The sequence below is a fragment of the Halomonas alkaliantarctica genome (assembly GCF_029854215.1).
GTDB lineage: Bacteria > Pseudomonadota > Gammaproteobacteria > Pseudomonadales > Halomonadaceae > Vreelandella > Vreelandella alkaliantarctica_A.
In genome coordinates this window covers 1196173-1217965 of record NZ_CP122961.1, presented here as the reverse complement: position 1 = coordinate 1217965, position 21793 = coordinate 1196173, and the positions used below count along the sequence as shown (strand labels likewise).

The window sequence follows — 21793 nt, the reverse complement described above, 5'->3', positions numbered from 1 at the left end:
TTATAAATTAAAAGCGTCTTCCACCAGCTGGCGCTGCTGTTCAGTGTGGACGGACATATAGCCAGCTGCCGGTGCAGCAGAGGCAGGACGTCCTGCAAATTTCAACTCGCGACCGAGGCCATCTTTCAGCATATCGGCCACTGCACGCATATTGTGCTGGCTAGAGTACCAAGCGCCCTGATTAAGCGGCTCTTCCTGGCACCACACAATATCTTCTACGTTGGTGTAGTCTTGCAGCGCTTCCAGGAGTTCTTCTTTCGGGAAGGGGTAGAGCTGCTCAACACGTAAGATTGCCGTGTCATGACGCTCATTCTCTGCGCGCCAAGCGGCTAAGTCGTAGTAGACCTTGCCAGCACATAGCACAACGCGGGTGACCTTCTCCGCCGCGAGATCTGCCTGGTCGGCGAGCACCATGTGGAACTTGCCGTGGGCGAGATCTTCAAGGCTCGAAATCGCTTCTTTATGACGCAGCAGCGATTTGGGTGTCATCACCACCAGCGGCTTACGCAGCGGACGAATCACCTGGCGACGCAGCAGATGATAAATCTGCGCGGGCGTAGTCGGTACACAAACCTGCATATTGTGCTCAGCACACATTTGCAGGAAGCGCTCCAAGCGTGCCGAAGAATGCTCGGGGCCCTGGCCTTCGTAGCCGTGTGGCAACAACATGGTTAAACCACACACGCGGCCCCACTTCGTTTCACCCGACGAGATGAACTGATCCACAACCACCTGGGCGCCGTTAAAGAAGTCACCAAACTGGGCTTCCCAGATCACCAAGTCATTCGGGGCGGTGGTTGAGTAACCGTACTCAAACGCCAGCACCGCTTCTTCCGAAAGGAAGGAGTCATGAATGGTGAAACGCGGTTGACCATCGGCCATGTTCTGCAGCGGAACATAGGTGGTGCCATCTTTCTGGTTATGCACCACCGCATGACGGTGGGAGAAAGTACCTCGCCCAACGTCTTGCCCGGTAATCCGAATCGGGTGGCCCTGCTCTAGCAGCGTGGCGTAGGCCAACGTTTCCGCAAAGCCCCAGTTAAGTGCCAAACCACCGGCCTGCATTTTACGGCGATCTTCATAAATCTTGGCCACTTGGCGCTGAACGTCGACGCCATCAGGCACCTCGCACATGCGAGCCGCTAACTGCTGCAGACGTTTCATATCAAACGTCGTATCGGCATCGCCAGACCACTCGTGGCCCAGATAAGGTGCCCAGTCAACGAACAGCGAAGCGTTGGGCTCTTGCACCAATGCATTGGCCACGTGGTTGCCTGCGACCAGATCATCACGATAAGTTTCGACCATCGCTTTGGCGGACTCTTCAGAGAGCACACCCTGCTCAACCAAGCGCTTGGCATACAGCGAACGCGCAGAGGGATGATCTTTGATCTTGGCATACATCATCGGCTGCGTGCCTGACGGCTCGTCAGCTTCGTTGTGGCCACGACGACGGTAGCAAACGAGATCAATCACCACGTCCTTTTTGAACTGCTGGCGATAGTCGAGAGCGACTTGAGTGGCGTGCAGCACTGCGTCCGGGTCATCGCCATTGACATGGAAAATAGGCGCTTGAACCATCTTGGCAATATCAGTGCAGTATTCGGTGGAGCGTGCATCCAGCGGATGCGAGGTGGTGAAGCCCACTTGGTTGTTAATCACAATGTGGACCGTGCCACCGGTTTTAAAAGCACGGGTCTGGGACATCTGGAATGTCTCCATCACCACGCCTTGACCGGCAAACGCCGCATCGCCGTGGACGTTGATCGGCAGCACTTTGCTGCCCTCTTCGTCGTTACGGCGATCTTGGCGGGCACGCACCGAGCCCTCTACAACAGGTGCGACAATTTCCAGGTGCGACGGATTGAACGACATCGCCAAATGGACTTCGCCGCCCGGAGACATGACGTTCGAACTGAAGCCCTGGTGGTACTTCACATCACCTGAGCCGCGCTCGATGACTTTCTTGCCGTCGAACTCATCGATCAAGTCAGTTGGGTTTTTACCCAAAATATTGACCAACAAGTTGAGTCGCCCACGGTGGGCCATCCCGATGACGACTTCCTTGGTGCCATAACCGCCAGCACGCTGGATAAGCTCGTCCATCATCGGCACAAACGATTCACCGCCTTCAAGACCAAAACGCTTGGTACCTGGATACTTGGATGCCAGGTAATTCTCCAAACCCTCGGCGGCCGTCAATCGCTCCAGGACGTGCTTACGCACGTCGGCGCTGAAATCAGGCGCACTGCGTACCGACTCAAAACGCCGCTGTAACCAGCGTTTCTCTTCCGTATCGACGATATGCATGATCTCGCAGCCGATGGAGCGGCAGTAAGTGCGCTCCAACGCATCCACGATGTCACGCAGTGGTGCTTTGTCGATACCTAAAAAGAAAGAACCGGTTTGGAACTCGGTATCCAGGTCAGCTTTTGAAAGCTGATGAAAGGACAGATCGAGGTCGGGGACGGGGGTGGGATTACGCAGTCCTAGCGGGTCGATATTGGCCTTTTGATGGCCACGGAAGCGGTAAGCGTTAATCAGTTGCAGGACTTTTACCTGCTTTTTGTTTTCACCGCTATCGGCAGCGGCGACTACACGGCCCGGGCGGCTTTCGCGCCCCAACTGGTAGAACTGATCACGTACGGGGCTAAGTGGAACATCGTGGGAGGCACTGCCCTCGGGGCGCGGCAACTGGTCAAAATAGCTGCGCCATTCGTCAGGGACAGACTCTGGATCGGCGAGGTACTGCTCGTAAAGCGCTTCCACGTAGTGAACATTGCCGCCACTAACGTGAGAGGAACGCCACATCAACTCCATTATGCCTTGTTGCATCTCTCGTTCACCCTGCACTGATGGGGTGGTATCGGTATCGTCGCAAACGTGCGGCGACATCGCTATTGCCCTGCCGGCGGGGCGGGACATTTGCCGGCGGCGCCGGCCAACGGCCGGAAACCCTATTCATCTAGCTATTCGTTCTCGAACCTTTCATACGGTGTTTCGTCTTCAGTTCATGCTCGAAAGCCGGTACCCCAGGCACCGGCTTTCAAACTTGTCTGATCAGCGGTGCGACGTGACGCCGCACCGCGTGACAAACCCTATGATAACAAGCGAAGCGCCATGATTTAAGTGGCATTATCACCCAACTTAAGTGGCAGACGCTTTTTTACTAAGATGTCATAGGCTTAGGTAGCATCAGCGAGTAACATTTCGCGAATTTTACCAATTGCCCGGGTAGGGTTAAGCCCTTTTGGACACACCGCTACACAGTTCATGATGCCACGGCAACGGAACACCGAGAACGGATCTTCCAGGTTGCTCAACCGCTCGCTGGTAGCCGTGTCACGTGAATCGGCCAGGAAGCGGTAAGACTGTAGCAAACCGGCTGGGCCAACGAACTTCTCAGGGTTCCACCAGAACGATGGGCAAGACGTTGAACAGCATGCGCACAGAATACACTCATACAAGCCATCTAGCTTGTCACGTTCTTCTGGCGACTGCAGGCGCTCAATGGCCGGTGCAGGCGTGTCGTTCTGCAGGTACGGCTGAATACGCTCGTACTGCTTATAGAACAGCCCCATATCGACGACCATATCGCGAATAACCGGCAGGCCCGGCAGCGGGCGTAGGGTCAGCTTGTTGTTTTTGACAACGTCTGACAGCGGCGTGATACACGCCAAGCCGTTTTTGCCGTTCATGTTCATGCCGTCAGAACCGCAGACGCCTTCACGGCAGCTGCGACGAAACGCCAAACCGCTGTCTTGTTCTTTCATCATATGAAGAACATCCAGCACCATCACATCGCGGCCTTTGGTATCGACCTGAAACTCCTGCATGTAAGGTGCGGAGTCGGTTTCCGGATTGTAACGGTATACGGATACCTGAAGATTGGACATAGTGACTCCCTCTCGTCTATGCGGCGTTTAGTAGGTACGAACCTTAGGCTCGAACGTATCAACAGTTTTCGGCTTGAAGTTAACGTCGCGTTTTTTCAGTTCTTTCGTCGCTGGGAAGAAGAGCGAGTGCTTCAGCCAGTTGACGTCATCACGGTCTGGATAGTCGTAGCGCGAGTGTGCACCGCGGCTCTCTTTACGCTCAAGGGCAGCGATCGCCGTCGCTTCAGCCACTTCCATCAAGTTATCAAGTTCCAGTGCTTCTACACGGGCAGTGTTGAAGGCGTTGGACTTGTCAGGCAGGTGGGCATTGGCAATGCGCTCGCGCAGCAGCGCTAGCTTATCAACACCTTCCAGCATGTTTTTCTCTTCGCGGAATACGCCGAAAGAGGTCTGCATGATTTCCTGAAGCTCAGCTTTCAGCTCAGGAATGCTTTCGCCACCCTCTGACTCGTTCCAGCGCGTGATCCGCTTCATGGCCGACTCAATGTCAGACTCGGAAGCGTCCAGATACTCGATACCTTCGTTCAGCGCGCTTTCGATAAACATACCCGCGGCACGACCAAAGACCACCAGATCCAGCAGCGAATTACCGCCCAAGCGGTTGGCACCGTGAACCGATACACACGCCGCTTCACCACAGGCAAACAGACCGTTAACGATATGATCGTTACCGCTTTCGTCCATGGTAATCGCCTGACCATGAATGTTGGTCGGGATACCGCCCATCATATAGTGACAGGTCGGTACGACCGGGATCGGATCTTTTGCCGGGTCAACGTGGGCAAAGGTCTTAGAAAGCTCAACGATACCCGGCAGGCGCTTACCAAGTACTTCTTCGCCCAGGTGATCGAGTTTCAAGAAGACGTGATCGCCCTTCTCACCACAGCCACGCCCTTCCAGAATTTCCATGACCATCGAACGCGCAACAACGTCACGGCCAGCCAAATCTTTAGCATTCGGCGCGTAGCGTTCCATGAAGCGCTCGCCGTCTTTGTTGATCAAGTAGCCACCTTCACCACGGCAACCTTCTGTGACCAGCGTGCCCGCACCGTAAATACCGGTCGGGTGGAACTGCCACATTTCCATGTCCTGCATCGGGAAGCCCGCACGCAGCGCCATGCCGATGCCGTCACCGGTGTTGATCAACGCATTGGTTGTGGAGGCGTAAATACGGCCTGCACCGCCAGTCGCAAGTACTGTGGCCTTGGATTTAACGTGCACCACTTCGCCTGTCTCGATGCACATGGCGATACAGCCGACCACGTCACCGCTGGCGTTTTTAACCAAATCAACCGCGTACCACTCGTTTAGGAACACGGTATTGTTCTTCAGGTTGTTCTGGTAAAGCGTGTGAAGCAGCGCGTGGCCGGTACGGTCAGCCGCCGCACAGGTACGTGCCGCCTGGCCGCCTTCGCCGAAGTTTTTCGACTGGCCACCGAACGGACGCTGATAAATACGCCCGTTATCCAGACGGGAGAACGGCAGACCCATGTGCTCGAGTTCGAATACCGCTTTCGGGCCTTCGGAACACATATACTCAGCCGCATCCTGGTCAGCGATATAATCGCCGCCTTTAACGGTGTCGTACATGTGCCAGCGCCAGTCATCATTCGGGTCATCAGACGCGATGGCACAGGTAATGCCACCCTGGGCAGAAACGGTGTGAGAGCGGGTCGGGAAAACTTTCGATAACACGGCCGTCTTTTTACCGGACTTCGCCAGTTCCAAAGCGGCTCGCAGGCCAGAGCCACCGCCACCAATAATAATGGCGTCAAACGTCAGGCTACGCAGATTAGACATGTAATCAAGCTCCCCACAGAATTTGAATGCCCCACACCAAGTACACGAAAATGCCCAGGATGATGACAGCTTGGACACCCACGCGCAGGCGAGTGGACTTGAGATAGTCGGTGGTGACGGTCCACAGACCGATCCAGGCGTGTGCCGCTATGGCGACGAAAGCCAATAGCGAGAAAATGCGCATCCACGTATGGCTGAATAGGCCGCTCCACGCGTAGTAATCGAGGTTCGGATTAAAAAGCAGGAAGGCAACGATAAAGACCGTGTAGAGGGCCAAAATAACAGCAGAAACGCGCTGCATCAGCCAGTCAGAAAGCCCACTACGGCCAAAACTTGTAATGTTAGTTACCATACCCAAACTCCTGCCAGAATAATCAGAACGGCGCTGACCACGACGGTGATCTGCGCTTTTTTAACGCCACCCTCAAGGGTTACCCCAATGTCGGCATCCATCAGCAGGTGCTTGATACCCGCTACAAAGTGAAATGCCAGTGCGGATAACAGCCCCCAAGCAATCAACTTAGCCAAAAAATTATTGGCCAGCGCATCGCTAACGGCGTCGAAACCCGCAGGAGATGACAAGGATTTATCCAGCGCCCAAAAAGCGAAGATTAGGCCAACGAACAGGATGACACCGGTGATACGGTGTGTGATCGACGTCAGCGCCGGCAGTGGGAAATGTATCGTAGTAAGGTCTAGGTTTACGGGTCGTTTGCTATTCACGGCTTTGTACACACTCTCTTGGCCCGCTCTGCGACAGGTCGGGCATGGCCCGAGCGGGCGGTGGTTGCTGGAAGGGGCTCGGCCGTTGCCAAGTCGGGCACGACCACCTACCTGCCGGTCGCGCGCCGTGGATTATAAGAACCTTCGCCCTCGCTTACAAACCGAACTCAGGTCTAACTCGACTATGGTGCAATAAAATTGTCTTCTTCCTGAGTCGATTTTGCGCTGCAGCATGGTTATAGTGACAGTAGATTAGCAACTTGATAAGCCTGTTAACATATCATATTAGCCTATCGTCAATCTTCTGGCGTTTCGCCATAATGTAGGCTTTTTCATCATATACAAAAACTATTCATAACAACAACACCTGTACAATCTACGGCTAGCGTTTAGGCTAATTGACAAAATGTCGCACGCTTCTATAGTGGGCAAGCCTTTTCGCCGGCGCGGTATGCGCAGCAATGACTTTACGTCCCAACCCGAATTCGAAAGGAGGCCAGCATGGCTGACAGGAAAGCGACATTAACGGTAGACGGTCTGGATAACCCGATCGATCTACCGATGTACTCTGGCACACTTGGCCCTGACGTCATCGACGTGCGCGGCTTAGGCGCAGAAGGCCTGTTCACCTACGACCCCGGCTTTATGGCCACCTCTTCCTGCCAGTCTGCCATCACTTATATTGATGGTGGCAAGGGCGTGCTGCTACACCGCGGCTACCCGATTGATCAACTGGCCAAAGAGTCTAACTTCGTTGAAGTGTGCTACACCCTTCTGTTTGGTGAGCTACCCAACGACGAGCAGTACGCGGATTTTGAATCGCGCATTCGTAACCACACCATGGTTCACGACCAGATTAACAACTTCTTTAAAGGGTTCCGCCGCGATGCGCACCCGATGTCTATCCTATGCGGCGTAGTGGGTGGTTTAGCAGCCTTCTACCATGACCACATGGACATTACTAAAGAGGAAGATCGTGAGATCAGCGCTATTCGGCTGATTGCCAAAATGCCTACTTTGGCGGCGATGTCGCACAAATACAATGTCGGCCAACCGTTCAACTACCCGCGCAACGACCTGAGCTATGCAGAGAACTTCCTCTACATGATGTTCAGCAACCCGTGCGAAGAGTACAAAATCAATCCGGTATACGCGAAAGCCATGGACCGCATCTTTATGTTGCATGCGGATCACGAGCAGAACGCCTCTACCTCGACGGTACGCCTGGCAGGCTCCACGGGGGCTAACCCGTTCGCCTGCATCAGTGCAGGTATCGCGGCACTTTGGGGCCCCGCTCACGGTGGCGCTAACGAAGCTGTGCTGGCCATGCTTGACGAAATTGGCGATGACTCCGAAGAGAATATTCAGCGCTTTGTCGATAAAGCCAAGGATAAAGATGACGGGTTTAAGCTAATGGGCTTTGGACACCGCGTATATCGCAACTTCGATCCGCGCGCCAAGGTAATGAAAGAGACCTGCGACGAAGTACTTGCAGAACTCGGCATGGCCGACGATCCGCAGCTTAAAATCGCCAAGCGTCTTGAGCAGATTGCCCTCGAAGACGAGTACTTCATCGAGCGTAAGCTATACCCGAACGTAGACTTCTATTCGGGCATCATCCTGAAAGCGATGGGCATCCCAACCAATATGTTTACCGTGATCTTCGCGGTATCTCGCACCATTGGCTGGATCTCTCATTGGAATGAGATGCTTAGCGAAAGCTATAAAATCGGCCGTCCGCGTCAGCTTTACATTGGTCACGACCAGCGCGACTACCCGAAAAAATAAATCAATACCCCGCATGATCAAAGGCCACCTTCGGGTGGCCTTTTGCGTATGGCTGAGTAACCCTCTGCCTCTTGGGCCATCAACGCGCCACACCAACGATCATGCTACTGCACCTCAGATGCCCTTAGCCAGCTCGCTACCTACCAAGCCACCCTTTGGCCTCACTGACCTCCCGATGCAATAGCAGAGCCGTCAGCCGATGGCTCCGCTTGATAGCGCTTTACCTACTACCTTTTGAATCACTCTTTCGCCTATATCGCGACCATTAAAAACGCCTAAGCAGGCCCTAATAACACTTGACTTTTCTGCCTTGAGGTATTGAACAGGGTTTTCCACACTATCTGTGGATAACCCTGTTCACAACCACTTTAAAACGTCCCGAAATCGCCATGGGCAGTGGGTCAGCCTTAAATTGGTTATTTTTTGATCTACCATAAGTGACTGTTTTTAAACAACTTAAGTTCTGTTAAAGATTTTTTGCGTCAACAACAAGGGGTTGTGCACAACCTTAAAAGCAGATTAACAAAAGTGGACAAGTCAAGCACAAAATCGTCCAAAAAATGTCGATTTGTAGCTTTTTTGTGAACGTCAGGAATACAAAAAACCAGCAGATGAGAGAGCTCATTGCTAGAGAAATAAACGTTTAGGAAGGGTACTGAAGTTTTGGCGTCCCATAGGGGGTTCGAACCCCTGTTACCGCCGTGAAAGGGCGGTGTCCTAGACCACTAGACGAATGGGACGTATATCGAGCCGCTTCGCGAAAGCGATTACTGATTGGTGGAGCCTAGCGGGATCGAACCGCTGACCTCAACACTGCCAGTGTTGCGCTCTCCCAGCTGAGCTAAGGCCCCACATGTCGCGAAGACGGAGCGTATAATACTGATTCCGCTGACCTTCGTCAACATGAAAAACGCCAATTCCCTAAAGATAAGAAATTGGCGCTAATGCTATATCAATTGTGGTTAGCTGGTTTTACTAAACTATTTCACGAAGCTATTTCTTCACGGAGCTATTTCCCGGTACTCCTTTTCAAAGCGCTTCGCCTGTTTTTTAGAAACGCCGCCTAAGACCTCTATTGCACTGCGCAGGCGTGCCCGGGTAACGTCTGAACCCAGAATCGCCATGGCGTCCATCACGGAGGTACTGGACGTACTGCCGGTAATGGCAATAAATACTGGCGCCAGGAACACTTTCATTTTTAATTCAAAATGCTCGGCCAGCAGCTTAACTTCGTTCAGCAGCGCCTCTTTATTCCAAGCCGTAACGCCCTCGAACCGCCAGACAAGGAACTGAAGCAGCTTGACCAGCTCTTCTTCCTCAAGCTTCACGCTTTCAAATGATTCTTTTGTTAGCGTCGGAAGGCCCGAGAAGAAGTGCCCTGCCAGCGGCATTACCTGGGATAGCGTTTCTACCCGCGGCCTTACCTGCGGCAGTATCTGCTTCACATAGGCTTCATTGAAGGCCCAATCGCGCAGTGCGCTCAACAGTGCATCGTCGTCCAGATCTTCACGGATATAAACACCGTTCAGCCACGTCAGCTTCTCCAGGTCAAATACCGGGCCACCTAACGAAACACGCTGAACATCGAATTCCGCCATCATTTCCTGGAGGCTGAATTTCTCGCGCTCATCGGGCATCGACCACCCCATCCGTCCCAAATAGTTGGTAACGGCCTGGGGTAAAAAACCCATCCGACGATAGTAATTGATGGAGGTCGGGTTTTTGCGCTTAGAAAGTTTGGACTTGTCCGGGTTGCGCAGCAGCGGCATATGGCAAAGCTGCGGCATCTCCCAACCAAAATACTCATATAGCAGTTGGTGCTTTGGTGCTGAGTTAATCCACTCTTCCCCACGCAGTACATGAGTAATCGCCATGAGATGATCGTCGACCACATTGGCTAGATGATAAGTGGGCATACCGTCTGATTTAAGCAGTATTTGCGCGTCCACCTGCGCCCATTCGACTTCAATCGTACCGCGCAACATGTCATTGACCACACAAACACCTTCGGCGGGCACGTTCATGCGCACCACGTAAGGCCAGCCTTCCTGTTCACGGCGTGCTTGCTCTTGGCTATCCAGCGCCAAATCAGCGGGCTTTAAAGCTAAGTGCAGGCCAGCGGCTTTGCGAGTTTCACGCAGCTCATCCAGCTCTTCACTGGTGCGATAACACTTAAACGCATGTCCAGCATCCAACAGCTGCTGGGCGTACTGGGCATAAATATCGCCACGCTCACTCTGCCGATAAGGGCCATACGGACCACCCACATCGGGGCCTTCATCCCACTCAAGACCCAGCCAACTCAATGAATCGAGAATCATCTGTTCGGATTCAGGCGTCGAACGCACCCGGTCGGTGTCTTCAATACGGAGAATAAACTGGCCGCCATGCTGACGTGCAAAACATAGATTAAAAAGCGCGATGTAAGCCGTACCAACGTGGGGGTCTCCCGTGGGAGAAGGTGCGATGCGAGTACGTACAGTCATGAAAACGTCCTATTGGCAAAAATGCATGGCGATATTATACGCACCTTAGGCGCAACCAACAGCGTCACGCAGGGAACAACTAGCGGAGGAAAGCGTCGGAGAAATTAACTCAACGTTATTTGTCCACTAATGCGCGCTAAAGCACAATCGCTTAGTATGGCTCTGCAGCAACACCTTGGGCGCATACCCCAAGCTTGAGACAGACCAATAAAGTATGTTCAAAGCACCACTATCTATAGTAGAGAAAATTATTATAGTGGAAGACATTCAACGAGCTTGTAAGCTCATTATCAGGAAGACGAAATGGAATCGCTAGGCTCACGTATCAAGCAACTGCGGCTTAGGGCCAAGCTCAATAAGGCTGCCCTTGCACGCAAAGTTGGCGTGTCAGATGTCACCATTTCTTATTGGGAGTCTGGGGCGATCAAACAGATCGGTCACGAACGACTTGTTGCGCTCGCTGATGCCCTCGACTGCTCCCTAGCAACTCTATTGGAAGGTGATAGCGCCCCCGAGCTATTGACGTTGACCCACACTGGCCCCCTCCCTTGGGAACAGGTACAGGCAACGACCATTAAAGTACCCAGTCATCTCCCGCTGAACATTGACTGGAAAGCACCGTGCGTTATGGCAACACCGGGCAAAGGCACAGATTTTTCGCCAGTTAACGCTGGTGACCTGCTGCTGCTCGGGCCGACTCATGTGTTTCACAAAGCGGGCCACTATGTAGTGCAACGCGACGATCGTTTCGTCATTGAGCACTTCGTCAAAGCCCCAAGCGATACTTCGATTCATGCAATACTGTTAGCCCATTGGCATCCTGCCTAAAGCGTCTACCTCCCCGGACTCTCTAGCACCTCCACCTGGTCACGCGTTTGCCTTGGTTCACTCCCCACCAAGAAGCGTCGTGAGTAGGTGGCCACTTGGCCCAGCCCATGGCGGGATTGGCTTACCAGCTCTCCTGCCAGGTGCTGGCCCTCGTGGCCAATACGCGCCTGAACATCTTCCGGCTGCACGCTGCCTTCGGAAACCTCAACCTGCACTATATAGCCGCCATCGGGTAAGCCACTGCCAGGGCCAAATGGCCCCGCTGCAAACACTCCATCTGCTACACGTGTCCTCTCCCGCCAACGCACACTGCTAATCTCGCGTTCGACAATAATCTGCACTAACGTTTCGTCAGGTAAATTGCTTTCGCCCTCGACCATTAAACGTCGATCGCTGCGCAGCGATACATGCGCCGTTATCTCGACGATAAGCGGCTCAACGTCTTCCGCCTCGGCAACTTCTGGCTCGGCAGCTGTCGGCTCAGGGGCTGACGTTTGTTCTGCGGCTGACACCGATTCACTCGGCTCGTCTGATTCGCCACAGCCCGCCAGTAGCGCAACGGATATCATCAACACGCCAACACTGCTTATTACATTGCGCATACACACTCCGAAATATTACTTGTTCTGCAGCTTACCACTGCATAGCTGCTACCACAGTGGAATACTTGTTTTGACTCCGCTGCAGGCGACGCTTCCGGTACAATATGATTATCATGCTAACAAGACATTTTAGGAGCAGCGGCTTTGGACATCATTTGGTGGTTGGCCTATGTAGCACTGGGCGGTTTTGTAGGTTTGATGGCAGGCTTATTGGGGATTGGCGGTGGCGGCATTATGGTGCCGATTCTCACCTCCCTTTTTGTACTCCAAGGCGTCCCCCACGAGCACCTTGCCCACTTGGCCTTAGGCACCGCCATGGCGGCCATCATTCCCGCCTCTACCGCTAGCTTGTTCTCCCACCACCGGCACGGCGCCGTTCGCTGGGACATCGTGCGCTTTATTACCCCTGGCATATTAATCGGCACTTTTTTGGCGACCTTTATCGCTGCGCTGATTCCCACCCGCGGCCTAGCCATCTTTTTCGCCTGCTTTATGGTGTTAATGTCGCTCCAGATGCTGGCTAACATCAAGCCTAAACCGAGCCGCGGCCTTCCCGGCCCTATCGGCGTCAGCGGTGTGGGCCTGGGCATCGGCGGTATTTCCGCGCTCGTCGCCATTGGCGGTGGATCACTAACAGTGCCCTTCCTCACTTGGTGCAACGTCAAGCTACCCCGCGCAATCGGCACCTCCGCAGCCGTAGGGCTACCCATCGCCATCGCCGGGGCGCTTGGCTACATCATCAACGGCTGGTCTACCCAAGGCCTGCCCAGTGCGGCGCTCGGCTACGTTTACCTGCCCGCCCTACTACTCATGGCGCCCTTCAGTATTCTTACCGCCCCCATCGGGGCAAAGTTAGCGCATAGGCTACCCATAAATCTCCTCAAACGGGTATTCGCTTTTATGCTGATGGGGTTGGCACTGCAAATGGTGTATGCAGTGTTTACGGCGTGAGCTATTTCGTGCGCACGCCTATGGGACGGCCTTCACGTTTAAAGCTTACGATTGACATTCAAAGTAAATTTCGCTCTTGTGGATTGATTAACCAAAAACAATTCAGGAGTCCACATGAGCGAAACTCGTCCCGATTACACATCACAAGGTAAATATGCCCGTTTAATCCCCACTCTGGCTGACAGTAAAAAAGAGGAACGAGCAACCTCTATACTGTTGGCAGCGCTCATGTCGGTATACGAGTTTCGTAAAGCAATGCTTCAATCGATCAACTTGCGTGTTGGAGCGCGTACAAAGCTTGAAGCCTGGACTGAAGTCGTTTTCAAAGACGAAACCCTAGCCAAAAAAAAGGGTCCCGACGACAGACCTGATGGCCTTATTGTCCTAGATACGGGACGTAAAAAATGGCATGCACTGATCGAAGCAAAAGTAGGAAGTGAGACCGTCGGAGAAGAGCAGCTACTAAAATACATCAAGCAAGCCAAAGAACACGGCATTGATGCTGTTATCACCATCACCAACCAGTTTGTAGCGTTACCAACCCACCATCCCGTTTCCATTCCCAAGAAGAACTTGCGCTCGGTTGAGATTTTTCACTGGTCATGGACATACATCGTTACGATGGCTCAGCTGCTCTTAACTCAGGACAAAATAGAAAGCCAGGATCAAAGGTTTATTCTGCATGAAGTGGTGAAATATTTAGAAGATCCAAGTAGTGGGAAGACTGGCTTTACCAGCATGAACGCCGAGTGGAAGACGGTGGTACAAAGCGCCTTTAACAACTCCAAACTTAACAAAAACTCTGATGAGGTATTAAAGACAGTCAGTAGTTGGCACCAGGAACAGCGTGAGCTTTGCCTTCAAATGTGGCCGTTGGTCGGAGAAAAAGTCGAAGTTAAGCTTCCTCGAACTCACCGTAATGACCCTAAGCAGCGCCTTACTGATGATTGTGACAAACTAGCTTCAGAGCAGCTTCTCTCCAGCACCATTGCCATTCCTAATGCTGCTGCGGACCTGCTGGTCACCGTCGATATTGCGCGAAAATCGATCACATGCAGCATGCGGCTTGAAGCACCTAAAGATAAGAAAAGCAGCTCAGCAAAAATCAATTGGCTCACCCGCCAATTACCTACTAGCGAAAAGGGGCCAGCAATTAGAGTAAAGGCTATCCGCAAAGGACAAGCCATGGATACCGATAAGCCTCTTGAAGAAGTACGCCAAAACCCAGTTATTTTAGATGCAGAAAACACAGACTCACTGCCTGTTTACTTTGAAGTATTTACATCACTCGACTTGGGCGGAAAATTCTCAGGCAACCGCGTTTTCATTGAGCATCTTGAAAAAATTGTTCCAGACTTCTATCGCTATGCAGGCCAATACCTGAAAGCCTGGGTAGCCCCAGCGCCACGTGTTAAGCACGTTGAAGAAGACCCTGAAGAAGAAACAGAAGCGCAGCTAACAAAGCCTGATGATGATTAACCAGCTTTCACCGAAATCCCCCCAGCCTTACATAGGCCGAAGTCTTACGCTAACAAAAGGCTTTTGCCTGTGCGTTTGATACATCAGCCGCCGTTGGTCTGCCCATTGCCATCGCCGACAGCGGCGTAGCCAAAAAATGCCCCAGCCATCTTTTATGACCGGGGCACTTTGCATCTATTGAGCATTAACCTGCACGCTGCTGCGATCAGTCGATTACAGGCGTTGATCAAGCCACTTTTTTACGTCCAACTGCTCGCGTGTATCGCTCGGCAACTCATCACGGATCATCTCTTCACCCTTGTGAAGCGCCGTGATGGGAGCGGAAGCGGACAACACCGTGTTCAGCATATAAAGCACTTCGTAACCCTGCTGGCGATTAAATAGCGTGCTGTCAGGCTCACCCGTTACGCGTGGATCATCGCTAGGAGCTGCGTCCCAATCGTAGTGATCCAGGCTCATGTTCGTTTGTGTAAAATTAGCCATGTGGCACCTCATTCATCCAATGAAATTGCCCCAGAAACCAGGGGCCGTAGCCGCCTCCTTCATGGCGACACCCCCAGCGTAGCAAAGAATTTCATTTATGCTCGCCCAATCACGGCGCTGTGGCATATACCCTGCTATGTGCGGCGCCCCCTTTCTTCCGTACAATGGCGCCCATACAACACGCTACCTGTGAGAAAGCTTTCAAGGTGTACCCGGTTTTTTGAGGCTTCAGTCACTACCGCTGCTGGGCACATCAGGTGCGTTAATTACGGTTTTAAGAGGCAATATGGCGGCCTTCATCGCAGCCAACTGTTTTATTAAATGACTAATTTATCTAAAGAAAATAGTGCAGATCGGGGCCGGCTTTTTTCGGTTGCGCCCATGATGGAATGGACTACAAAGGACTACAGAGCATTTGCTCGCACCTTAACCAAGCGAACGCTGCTGTATACCGAGATGGTGACGACCGGTGCGATTCTGCACGGGACGCCCCGTGAGCGCTTTTTGGGCTATAACGAGGTGGAGCATCCGCTGGCGCTGCAGTTGGGCGGTAGCGATGCCGGTGAGCTGGCGGAGTGCGCGGCGATTGCTGAGGCGTGGGGCTATGATGAGGTGAACCTGAACGTGGGTTGCCCGAGCGACCGCGTGCAGAACAATATGATTGGCGCGTGCTTGATGGGTTACCCCGAAAAGGTGGCCGATGCCGTGAGGGCGATGCAGGCGGCGGTGTCGATTCCGGTCACGGTGAAGTGCCGTATTGGCATCGATGACCAGGATGAAGACGCCGACCTTGAGCGCTTTATCGCTATCGTTGCTGACGCAGGCTGTGAAGTGTTTACCGTTCACGCCCGTAAAGCATGGCTGCAGGGTTTGTCGCCCAAGCAGAACCGCGATGTGCCACCGCTTAACTACCCCCGCGTTCACCGCTTAAAGCAGAGCCGCCCTGAATTGCATATTGGCATCAACGGCGGCATTAAAACGCTAGCCGAGTGCCGTGAACAGCTAACCCATGTGGATAGCGTGATGGTGGGGCGTGAGGCGTATCAAAACCCTTGGATGCTGGCAGGCGTCGATGAGCAGCTGTTTGGCGAGAAAGGCCCGGCGGCAAGCCGCTTGGATGCCGCAATAGCTTTCCGGCCGTATATTCAGCAGCGCTTGGATGAAGGCGCGAAACTGAATCACATTACCCGTCACCTGCTGGGCCTGTTTCAGGGTTGCCCTGGCGGCAGGCGCTTTCGGCGCCATTTGTCGGAACACGCCCACAAAGAAGGCGCGGGATTGCGCCTATTTGATGATGCGCTTAGCTTGGTGAACGAACCCGAGTGCGTTGTATAAGTGCGTCGTATAAAAAACCCGCTACGCAAGCGTAGCGGGTTCGTTTTTCTCATAACGTAGGCTTACTGACCGTTTTCCCGACGGTTCGCCATTACGCCCTTCTCGACACGCTCACCGATCGTTTGGTCGACGTTTTTCCAGTACTCAAATACTCTCGACAGCACCGGTTCTTCAACACCGTCGGAAACGTGGCCCACAATGTTGTTTACCAATCGGTCGCGGGCAGCGTCATCCATTACCTTATTGACCAGGTCATTGGCCTGGTTGAAGTCGCCATCGCCTGAGCGCAGCGTGTAGGCGGCGCGAACCAACTCGCCGTCAGTCTCCCATACCGCATCTTCCGGGAACCTTTCCGGGTTGGCGTGCGCGCCCCCTTTGCTATTAGGCGCGTAAACCGGATCGGTGGAGTGGTTAATACGCATCTGACCACCCTGGCTGTAACTGTTCACCGGGGTCTTGGGCGCGTTAACGGGGATATGCTGGTAGTTCACCCCTAAACGCGCGCGGTGCGCATCAGCGTAGGATATTACCCGCGCCAACAGCATTTTATCAGGCGAGAAACCGGTACCCGGTACCGCATTGCTAGGCTGAAACGCTGCCTGTTCGATTTGGCTGTGGAAATCGACGGGGTTGCGATCCAACGTCATCTTACCGACTTCATGCAGCGGGTAGTCGGCGTGTGGCCACACCTTGGTCAAATCGAAGGGGTTGATGTGGTAGGTCTTCGCATCTTCAAACGGCATAATCTGAACTTGCAGCGTCCAGGTTGGATAATCGCCACGTTTAATGGCGTCGAACAGGTCACGGCGATGGTAGTCGGCATCCGCGCCCGCCATCTTATCGGCCTGTTCCTGGGTCATGCACTTAATGCCCTGGTCAGTTTTGAAGTGGTACTTCACCCAAAAGCGCTCGCCTTCAGCGTTCACCCACATATAGGTATGGCTGGAATAGCCGTTCATGTGGCGCCAAGTGGCGGGGATACCACGATCGCCCATTAGCCAGGTTACTTGGTGTGCAGATTGCGGAGAAAGCGTCCAGAAGTCCCACTGCATATCGTGATCACGCAAGCCGTTATCCGCTCGGCGCTTTTGTGAGTGGATAAAGTGCTGGAATTTGAGCGGATCGCGAACGAAGAACACAGGGGTATTATTACCCACCATGTCGAAGTTGCCCTCTTCGGTGTAGAACTTCAACGAGAAGCCACGAGGATCGCGCCAAGTATCCGGACTACCCGCCTCACCGGCCACCGTCGAGAAACGAGCCAACATCTCGGTTTTCTTGCCCGGCTGGAGAAAGTCAGCTTTGGTGTATTGGCTAACGTCGTGAGTGACCTGGAAGTGACCAAAGGCGCCGCTCCCTTTTGCGTGGGGCTGACGATTCGGAATCATTTCCCGGTTAAAGGCAGCCATCTGCTCCATCAAATAGTGATCATGCAGAACAATCGGCCCATCGGGGCCTACTGAGAGTGAGTGTTCATCACTGTTGACTCCTATGCCCGCATCCGTTGTGGTGTGCTTAGGTTTATCGCTCGTCATCGCTTTTCCTCCGTGTCACGGTAGACGTGGCGTTTGATCGCCACTCGTTCGAGTACGATGAAAGCTTAGCTATCTATTTTAGTTGTTATCATTTTAACAGCCGCTAACAAAGCCCACCCTTAGGTATAGTCAAACGGCTGCTAACTTGCCATTTTTAGTAGCTATTTCTTAACTATGAGAGCAATAGCCTTTCATTATGATAAGCCATTAATAAAACGAATCAGGCGGCGGCACCAAGCTTGAGTTAAAGCTCTCGACAGCCGTTTCAGCCTCATCAATTTCATCAAAGCGGGCAATATGAAACAGTGCCTCGCCTTCATTGGCCAGGGGCAAACGGCTCATGCCAATCACAATGCCATCGGCGACGGCACGCACTTCGCCCTCATCATTGCCAAAGGGGTCGGCCACTTTGCCCAGCACCTCGCCTTTGGCAACGCGGGCGCCTAATCGAACCTTGGGCCGCAAAATGCCGTCGATAGGTGCCCGCGCCCAGCTTGACCCTTTGGCAAGCTCGGCGGGTGCTGGCGTTCGGCGGCGCTGTTCACCGGTCAGCATACCTAGCCGGCGCATGACGCGCAGCACACCACGCACCCCTGGGGCAATCGCCCACTCGTCAAAACGCAGTGCTTCGCCAGCTTCATAGGTCAGCACTGGAATCCCGCGGTTCTGGGCGTAGTGGCGCAGGCTACCTTCACGTAGTTCCGCATTTAGCACCACGGGGGCACCGAAAGCATCGGCCATGCGCTCGGTTTCGCTTCCAGGACGGAGTTGCGCACGAATTTGCGGCAGATTAGTGCGATGGATTGCGCCGGTATGGAGATCAATAATATGAGTAGCGTAATCGACGATTTGTTCGCGAAACAGATTTGCAATACGGGCGCCGAGTGACCCCGATTCGCTGCCTGGAAAACAACGATTTAGATCACGCCGATCAGGCAAATAGCGGGTTTGCTGCAAGAAACCAAGCACGTTTACAACAGGTACAGCGATCAAGGTGCCGCGAATACTACTAATCGCTTTCGCGCGCAGTACCCGACGAACAATTTCCACCCCATTGATTTCATCGCCGTGAATGCCGCCACATACCAACAAGACCGGGCCATCCTTGCGGCCATGAACGACTTCGACAGGTATATGCAGAGGCGTATGGGTATATAAGCGCGCCACCGGCACATCAACTTGTAAGCGTTGGCCGGGAATAATGGTATGTTCGCCCAGCTGAAAAGGAGCTCGCGTCATGCTTTCTATCCTGTTTTTTAATCCGTTTTGCTCACGACGTGAGTACGCATATGGACTAATCTCACCGCCTGTTTATACGCTTTAAGTCATGAAATGACGAATTTGTTAATCCACGTTATGAGATGGCTCATTTAACCATACAGTTTTGAATGTAAATGTGCTGCAGCTTAGGCTAAAATGTGACCATACTGAGTCGATAATGAGGTTCCATTTCCATGGCAAGAAAGACCAAAGCGGAAGCGGCTGCTACTCGCGAAGCCCTGCTTCACGCTGCTGAAGAGGTATTTTTTGCTAAAGGCGTGGCGCGCACTTCCCTTGAGCAAATTGCTCGCCATGCAGGCCTCACTCGCGGTGCCGTTTATTGGCATTTTAAAAACAAAGGCGATCTGTTTATGGCGCTGGTTGAACAGGTGCGTATGCCCTTTCAGTCGTTGATGGATGAGGTCGACAAAGCTGACGCTGAACTATCACCTCTGGAGTCTATACGCTTGGCGTGTCATGCGGGCTTGGTGCGCCTTGAGCAGCCCTCTTACCAGCGGATACTCTCCATCCTGCTGCATCGCTGCGAGTTCTTCAGCGATATTAACCCGCTCGATATGCAGGAGCAGATCGGCAACGAATGTTTTGAAGAAATGCTGAATGTCTTTGTACTCGCTGAACAACAGCAATTACTGCGCGAAGACCTTAGCCCGGAAGTGGCAACGCGCTTGATGCAGTCAATGCTCGGCGGCCTTTTCCACGATTGGCTGCGTAACCCCGAGGCCTTTTCGATTCGTGAACGCGGTGGCGAACTGATTGATACTTCTATTCGCATGATGCAGCGCTAAACAGCCAATCCCGCCCTCGCTGCAATGCAGCAAATATGCTTATACTGGCCTTACAGTTTTAGCCGTGTGAGTACACTATGGATGCCTTGGAGTTTGTCCGCGTACGCGAATTAGAAGTGGCCGTACGCATCTGGAACCCTACCGCCCCCCGCACCCTGATCGCCTGGCATGGCTTTGCCCGCCACGGTGGAGACTTTAGCGCGCTAGCGAGGGAACTCGGCAGTGAATGGCGGATTATCGCCCCGGATACCCCAGGTCGCGGGTTATCAAGTTGGTCGCTGTTCCCTGCCCACGACTACCTTTATAGCCATTACGTAACCATTGCAATCGCGCTACTTGACCACTTTGAACTCGAATACGTTGATTGGCTGGGCACCTCAATGGGGGGCCTGCTTGGCATGCTGATCGCTGCTGACCCACAGCACAGCGCGCGTATTTCTCGACTAATTCTTAACGACGTTGGCCCCGAGCTGAACACCCAGGGGCTTATTGGTCTTTCCAGCTATTTCGGCGTTACCCACCGTTTTTCCACGTTTAGCGAACTCCAGCAAGAGCTCAACCTGCATTACGCCAGTTTCGGTATTACCGGAGAATTTGCAAAACGCGAACTAGCCCTCAACAGTGCACGTCGGTTACCAGATGGTAGTTGGACATATCACTTTGATCCGCGTATAGGCGAACAGTTTGTGCATGATACGCCGCGAGACATGTGGGCGGACTGGACAAACATTCGCTGTCCGTTGATGGTGATACGGGGTGAGGAGTCGACGCTATTAGACCCCGAAACACTGCCGCGTATGGCCGAAGCACAGCCTAAGCTTGTGACCCTTACCGTGCCTAACTGTGGTCATGCACCCATGCTGGACATACCCGCACAGGTTGATCCCATTCACCAATTTTTAACTCCTCCCGCACCTCGTCCAGCCCCCGTTTATAAAACGCAACAAGCCACTCGCTGGCAGCGTGCAATACACTGGCTGGCGCAGCAGTGGCGGCGTTGGTGGAAGTAACCGGGATGTCTAAGGTCCGTGCTTCCCGGCGGCTCGACTGTGTGCAATGACGTATCAGTGAGAGGGAGAATAGTGGTTTGAATGGCGATTTTTGTGATTTAGCCGCAGCTTTTTCAAACGAACTCGCGTTTCAAGATACGCCTGCTCTGAGACGCTGCGGTAGGCTCCCTCATCAGGTAAGTATTTCACCAGGACTCGGCGCTCTCCCTGCACAGGCAGGGCATCGCTTTTGCTAAGTAGCTTCACCGTGCTATTGGGTTCATTATCAATCACTGCAGACGCCTGTTCACCCGTACCTTGATACCCAGTCACTACCACCGTTTGGCCTAGCAGGCAGCGCCGGGTGAAGGGACGGTAACGGTGCAGCCCACGGTGCAACGCCTGGCAGAGCATTGCCGCCACGGGTGAGGCAATCACCAACGTGGCCCAGAGCACCACCACGCCCACCGGAATACGTATCAAGCCGAGTGGCAGCCAGCGCAATACCAGTAGTTCGATTGCGAGTGTGAGTGCAGCAGCAATGGTCAGAATGACCGTTAAGGCTAACGTAGCGGGCACCCCAGCGAAACCTAAAGAAACCAGCGTGCTGGCCATGTGATCTTCTTTGAGGCTATCGCGTTCAAACAACTCTAAGGGGGCTAAGCGGATAATCACTAATAGCCAGTAAAGGGCTAACAGCCCGAGTAGAACCGTAAAGACAATGGTTGGAAATTGCGTAGCAGCGAGCACTAAGTGGTTCATGGCGACTCCTCCCCCGGTACTTAGCCGGCGATGTATTGTTACTTCCAGCTTAGCCCAGGTTAGCTTTTGG

The 21793-nt window shown here is 53.2% G+C and carries 18 protein-coding genes and 2 tRNA genes; 7 read left to right on the top strand and 13 right to left on the bottom strand.

Annotated elements, in window-relative coordinates:
* The 5 genes from QEN58_RS05465 to sdhC form a co-directional block, all read right to left on the bottom strand.
* Positions 1-2835, bottom strand: a complete 2835-nt coding sequence (locus QEN58_RS05465) for a 2-oxoglutarate dehydrogenase E1 component (RefSeq protein ID WP_280106902.1) — start codon at positions 2833-2835, stop codon at positions 1-3.
* Positions 2836-3185: 350 nt separating this feature from the next.
* Positions 3186-3896, bottom strand: coding sequence for a succinate dehydrogenase iron-sulfur subunit (locus QEN58_RS05460; protein WP_009287296.1), 711 nt, complete (start codon positions 3894-3896; stop codon positions 3186-3188).
* A 27-nt stretch (positions 3897-3923) separates the two neighbouring features.
* Positions 3924-5696: a succinate dehydrogenase flavoprotein subunit gene (sdhA, locus tag QEN58_RS05455; protein ID WP_280106134.1), complete on the bottom strand. Its 1773-nt coding sequence runs from the start codon at positions 5694-5696 to the stop codon at positions 3924-3926.
* 4 nt (positions 5697-5700) lie between these two features.
* Entirely contained in the window at positions 5701-6048 is a 348-nt protein-coding gene (gene sdhD, locus QEN58_RS05450) for a succinate dehydrogenase, hydrophobic membrane anchor protein (RefSeq protein ID WP_280106133.1), read from the bottom strand.
* Positions 6042-6419 carry a succinate dehydrogenase, cytochrome b556 subunit gene (sdhC, locus tag QEN58_RS05445; RefSeq protein WP_088701073.1) on the bottom strand — a complete coding sequence of 126 codons (378 nt, stop codon included), beginning with the start codon at positions 6417-6419 and terminating at the stop codon, positions 6042-6044. The genes sdhD and sdhC overlap by 7 nt, the downstream gene beginning before the upstream one ends.
* Before the next feature lie 501 nt (positions 6420-6920).
* Here sdhC and gltA point away from each other — a divergent pair.
* Positions 6921-8207, top strand: coding sequence for a citrate synthase (gene gltA / locus QEN58_RS05440; RefSeq protein WP_280106132.1), 1287 nt, complete (start codon positions 6921-6923; stop codon positions 8205-8207).
* Positions 8208-8871: 664 nt separating this feature from the next.
* On the opposite strand, the gene QEN58_RS05435 is transcribed toward gltA, so the two are convergent.
* The 3 genes from QEN58_RS05435 to gltX all read right to left on the bottom strand — a co-directional run bounded on the left by QEN58_RS05435 (position 8872) and on the right by gltX (position 10693).
* Positions 8872-8947, bottom strand: a tRNA-Glu gene (locus QEN58_RS05435).
* A gap of 35 nt (positions 8948-8982) precedes the next feature.
* Positions 8983-9058, bottom strand: a tRNA-Ala gene (locus QEN58_RS05430).
* A gap of 150 nt (positions 9059-9208) precedes the next feature.
* Complete coding sequence (gltX, locus tag QEN58_RS05425) at positions 9209-10693, bottom strand: glutamate--tRNA ligase (RefSeq protein WP_280106131.1); 1485 nt, start codon at positions 10691-10693, stop codon at positions 9209-9211.
* Positions 10694-10996: 303 nt separating this feature from the next.
* On the opposite strand from gltX, the gene QEN58_RS05420 reads away from it, so the two are divergent.
* Complete coding sequence (locus QEN58_RS05420) at positions 10997-11521, top strand: helix-turn-helix domain-containing protein (RefSeq protein ID WP_280106130.1); 525 nt, start codon at positions 10997-10999, stop codon at positions 11519-11521.
* Positions 11522-11526: 5 nt separating this feature from the next.
* Here the strand turns inward: QEN58_RS05420 and QEN58_RS05415 are convergent, their stop codons facing one another.
* On the bottom strand, positions 11527-12123 hold the full coding sequence (locus QEN58_RS05415) for a hypothetical protein (protein WP_280106129.1): 597 nt from the start codon (positions 12121-12123) through the stop codon (positions 11527-11529).
* Positions 12124-12267: 144 nt separating this feature from the next.
* On the opposite strand from QEN58_RS05415, the gene QEN58_RS05410 reads away from it, so the two are divergent.
* Complete coding sequence (locus tag QEN58_RS05410; protein WP_280106128.1) at positions 12268-13074, top strand: sulfite exporter TauE/SafE family protein; 807 nt, start codon at positions 12268-12270, stop codon at positions 13072-13074.
* 114 nt (positions 13075-13188) lie between these two features.
* Entirely contained in the window at positions 13189-14553 is a 1365-nt protein-coding gene (locus tag QEN58_RS05405) for a hypothetical protein (protein ID WP_280106127.1), read from the top strand.
* A 213-nt stretch (positions 14554-14766) separates the two neighbouring features.
* On the opposite strand, the gene QEN58_RS05400 is transcribed toward QEN58_RS05405, so the two are convergent.
* Complete coding sequence (locus tag QEN58_RS05400; RefSeq protein ID WP_240716112.1) at positions 14767-15036, bottom strand: hypothetical protein; 270 nt, start codon at positions 15034-15036, stop codon at positions 14767-14769.
* Between the two features lie 321 nt (positions 15037-15357).
* On the opposite strand from QEN58_RS05400, the gene dusA reads away from it, so the two are divergent.
* A complete protein-coding gene (dusA, locus tag QEN58_RS05395) occupies positions 15358-16371 on the top strand; it encodes a tRNA dihydrouridine(20/20a) synthase DusA (protein WP_280106126.1) in 1014 nt (337 codons plus the stop codon).
* A gap of 62 nt (positions 16372-16433) precedes the next feature.
* Here dusA and QEN58_RS05390 read toward each other — a convergent pair whose 3' ends face one another.
* Together QEN58_RS05390 and QEN58_RS05385 are read right to left on the bottom strand one after the other, a co-directional pair.
* A complete protein-coding gene (locus QEN58_RS05390) occupies positions 16434-17906 on the bottom strand; it encodes a catalase (protein WP_280106125.1) in 1473 nt (490 codons plus the stop codon).
* A gap of 207 nt (positions 17907-18113) precedes the next feature.
* Entirely contained in the window at positions 18114-19145 is a 1032-nt protein-coding gene (locus tag QEN58_RS05385) for a succinylglutamate desuccinylase/aspartoacylase family protein (RefSeq protein ID WP_280106124.1), read from the bottom strand.
* Between the two features lie 215 nt (positions 19146-19360).
* On the opposite strand from QEN58_RS05385, the gene QEN58_RS05380 reads away from it, so the two are divergent.
* Entirely contained in the window at positions 19361-19972 is a 612-nt protein-coding gene (locus QEN58_RS05380; RefSeq protein WP_280106123.1) for a TetR family transcriptional regulator, read from the top strand.
* Positions 19973-20049: 77 nt separating this feature from the next.
* A complete protein-coding gene (locus QEN58_RS05375) occupies positions 20050-20982 on the top strand; it encodes an alpha/beta fold hydrolase (protein ID WP_280106122.1) in 933 nt (310 codons plus the stop codon).
* Positions 20983-21036: 54 nt separating this feature from the next.
* Here QEN58_RS05375 and QEN58_RS05370 read toward each other — a convergent pair whose 3' ends face one another.
* Positions 21037-21723, bottom strand: coding sequence for a hypothetical protein (locus QEN58_RS05370; protein WP_280106121.1), 687 nt, complete (start codon positions 21721-21723; stop codon positions 21037-21039).
* Between the last annotated feature and the right edge of the window lie 70 nt (positions 21724-21793).

Bases quoted from the DNA above. Each gene is read 5' to 3' on its own strand.
- QEN58_RS05465 (WP_280106902.1), bottom strand. From the start codon at position 2,835: ATGCAACAAGGCATAATGGAGTTGATGTGGCGTTCCTCTCACGTTAGT.
- QEN58_RS05460 (WP_009287296.1), bottom strand. From the start codon at position 3,896: ATGTCCAATCTTCAGGTATCCGTATACCGTTACAATCCGGAAACCGAC.
- sdhA (WP_280106134.1), bottom strand. From the start codon at position 5,696: ATGTCTAATCTGCGTAGCCTGACGTTTGACGCCATTATTATTGGTGGC.
- sdhD (WP_280106133.1), bottom strand. From the start codon at position 6,048: ATGGTAACTAACATTACAAGTTTTGGCCGTAGTGGGCTTTCTGACTGG.
- gltA (WP_280106132.1), top strand. From the start codon at position 6,921: ATGGCTGACAGGAAAGCGACATTAACGGTAGACGGTCTGGATAACCCG.
- gltX (WP_280106131.1), bottom strand. From the start codon at position 10,693: ATGACTGTACGTACTCGCATCGCACCTTCTCCCACGGGAGACCCCCAC.
- QEN58_RS05420 (WP_280106130.1), top strand. From the start codon at position 10,997: ATGGAATCGCTAGGCTCACGTATCAAGCAACTGCGGCTTAGGGCCAAG.
- QEN58_RS05415 (WP_280106129.1), bottom strand. From the start codon at position 12,123: ATGCGCAATGTAATAAGCAGTGTTGGCGTGTTGATGATATCCGTTGCG.
- QEN58_RS05405 (WP_280106127.1), top strand. From the start codon at position 13,189: ATGAGCGAAACTCGTCCCGATTACACATCACAAGGTAAATATGCCCGT.
- QEN58_RS05400 (WP_240716112.1), bottom strand. From the start codon at position 15,036: ATGGCTAATTTTACACAAACGAACATGAGCCTGGATCACTACGATTGG.
- dusA (WP_280106126.1), top strand. From the start codon at position 15,358: ATGACTAATTTATCTAAAGAAAATAGTGCAGATCGGGGCCGGCTTTTT.
- QEN58_RS05390 (WP_280106125.1), bottom strand. From the start codon at position 17,906: ATGACGAGCGATAAACCTAAGCACACCACAACGGATGCGGGCATAGGA.
- QEN58_RS05385 (WP_280106124.1), bottom strand. From the start codon at position 19,145: ATGACGCGAGCTCCTTTTCAGCTGGGCGAACATACCATTATTCCCGGC.
- QEN58_RS05380 (WP_280106123.1), top strand. From the start codon at position 19,361: ATGGCAAGAAAGACCAAAGCGGAAGCGGCTGCTACTCGCGAAGCCCTG.
- QEN58_RS05375 (WP_280106122.1), top strand. From the start codon at position 20,050: ATGGATGCCTTGGAGTTTGTCCGCGTACGCGAATTAGAAGTGGCCGTA.
- QEN58_RS05370 (WP_280106121.1), bottom strand. From the start codon at position 21,723: ATGAACCACTTAGTGCTCGCTGCTACGCAATTTCCAACCATTGTCTTT.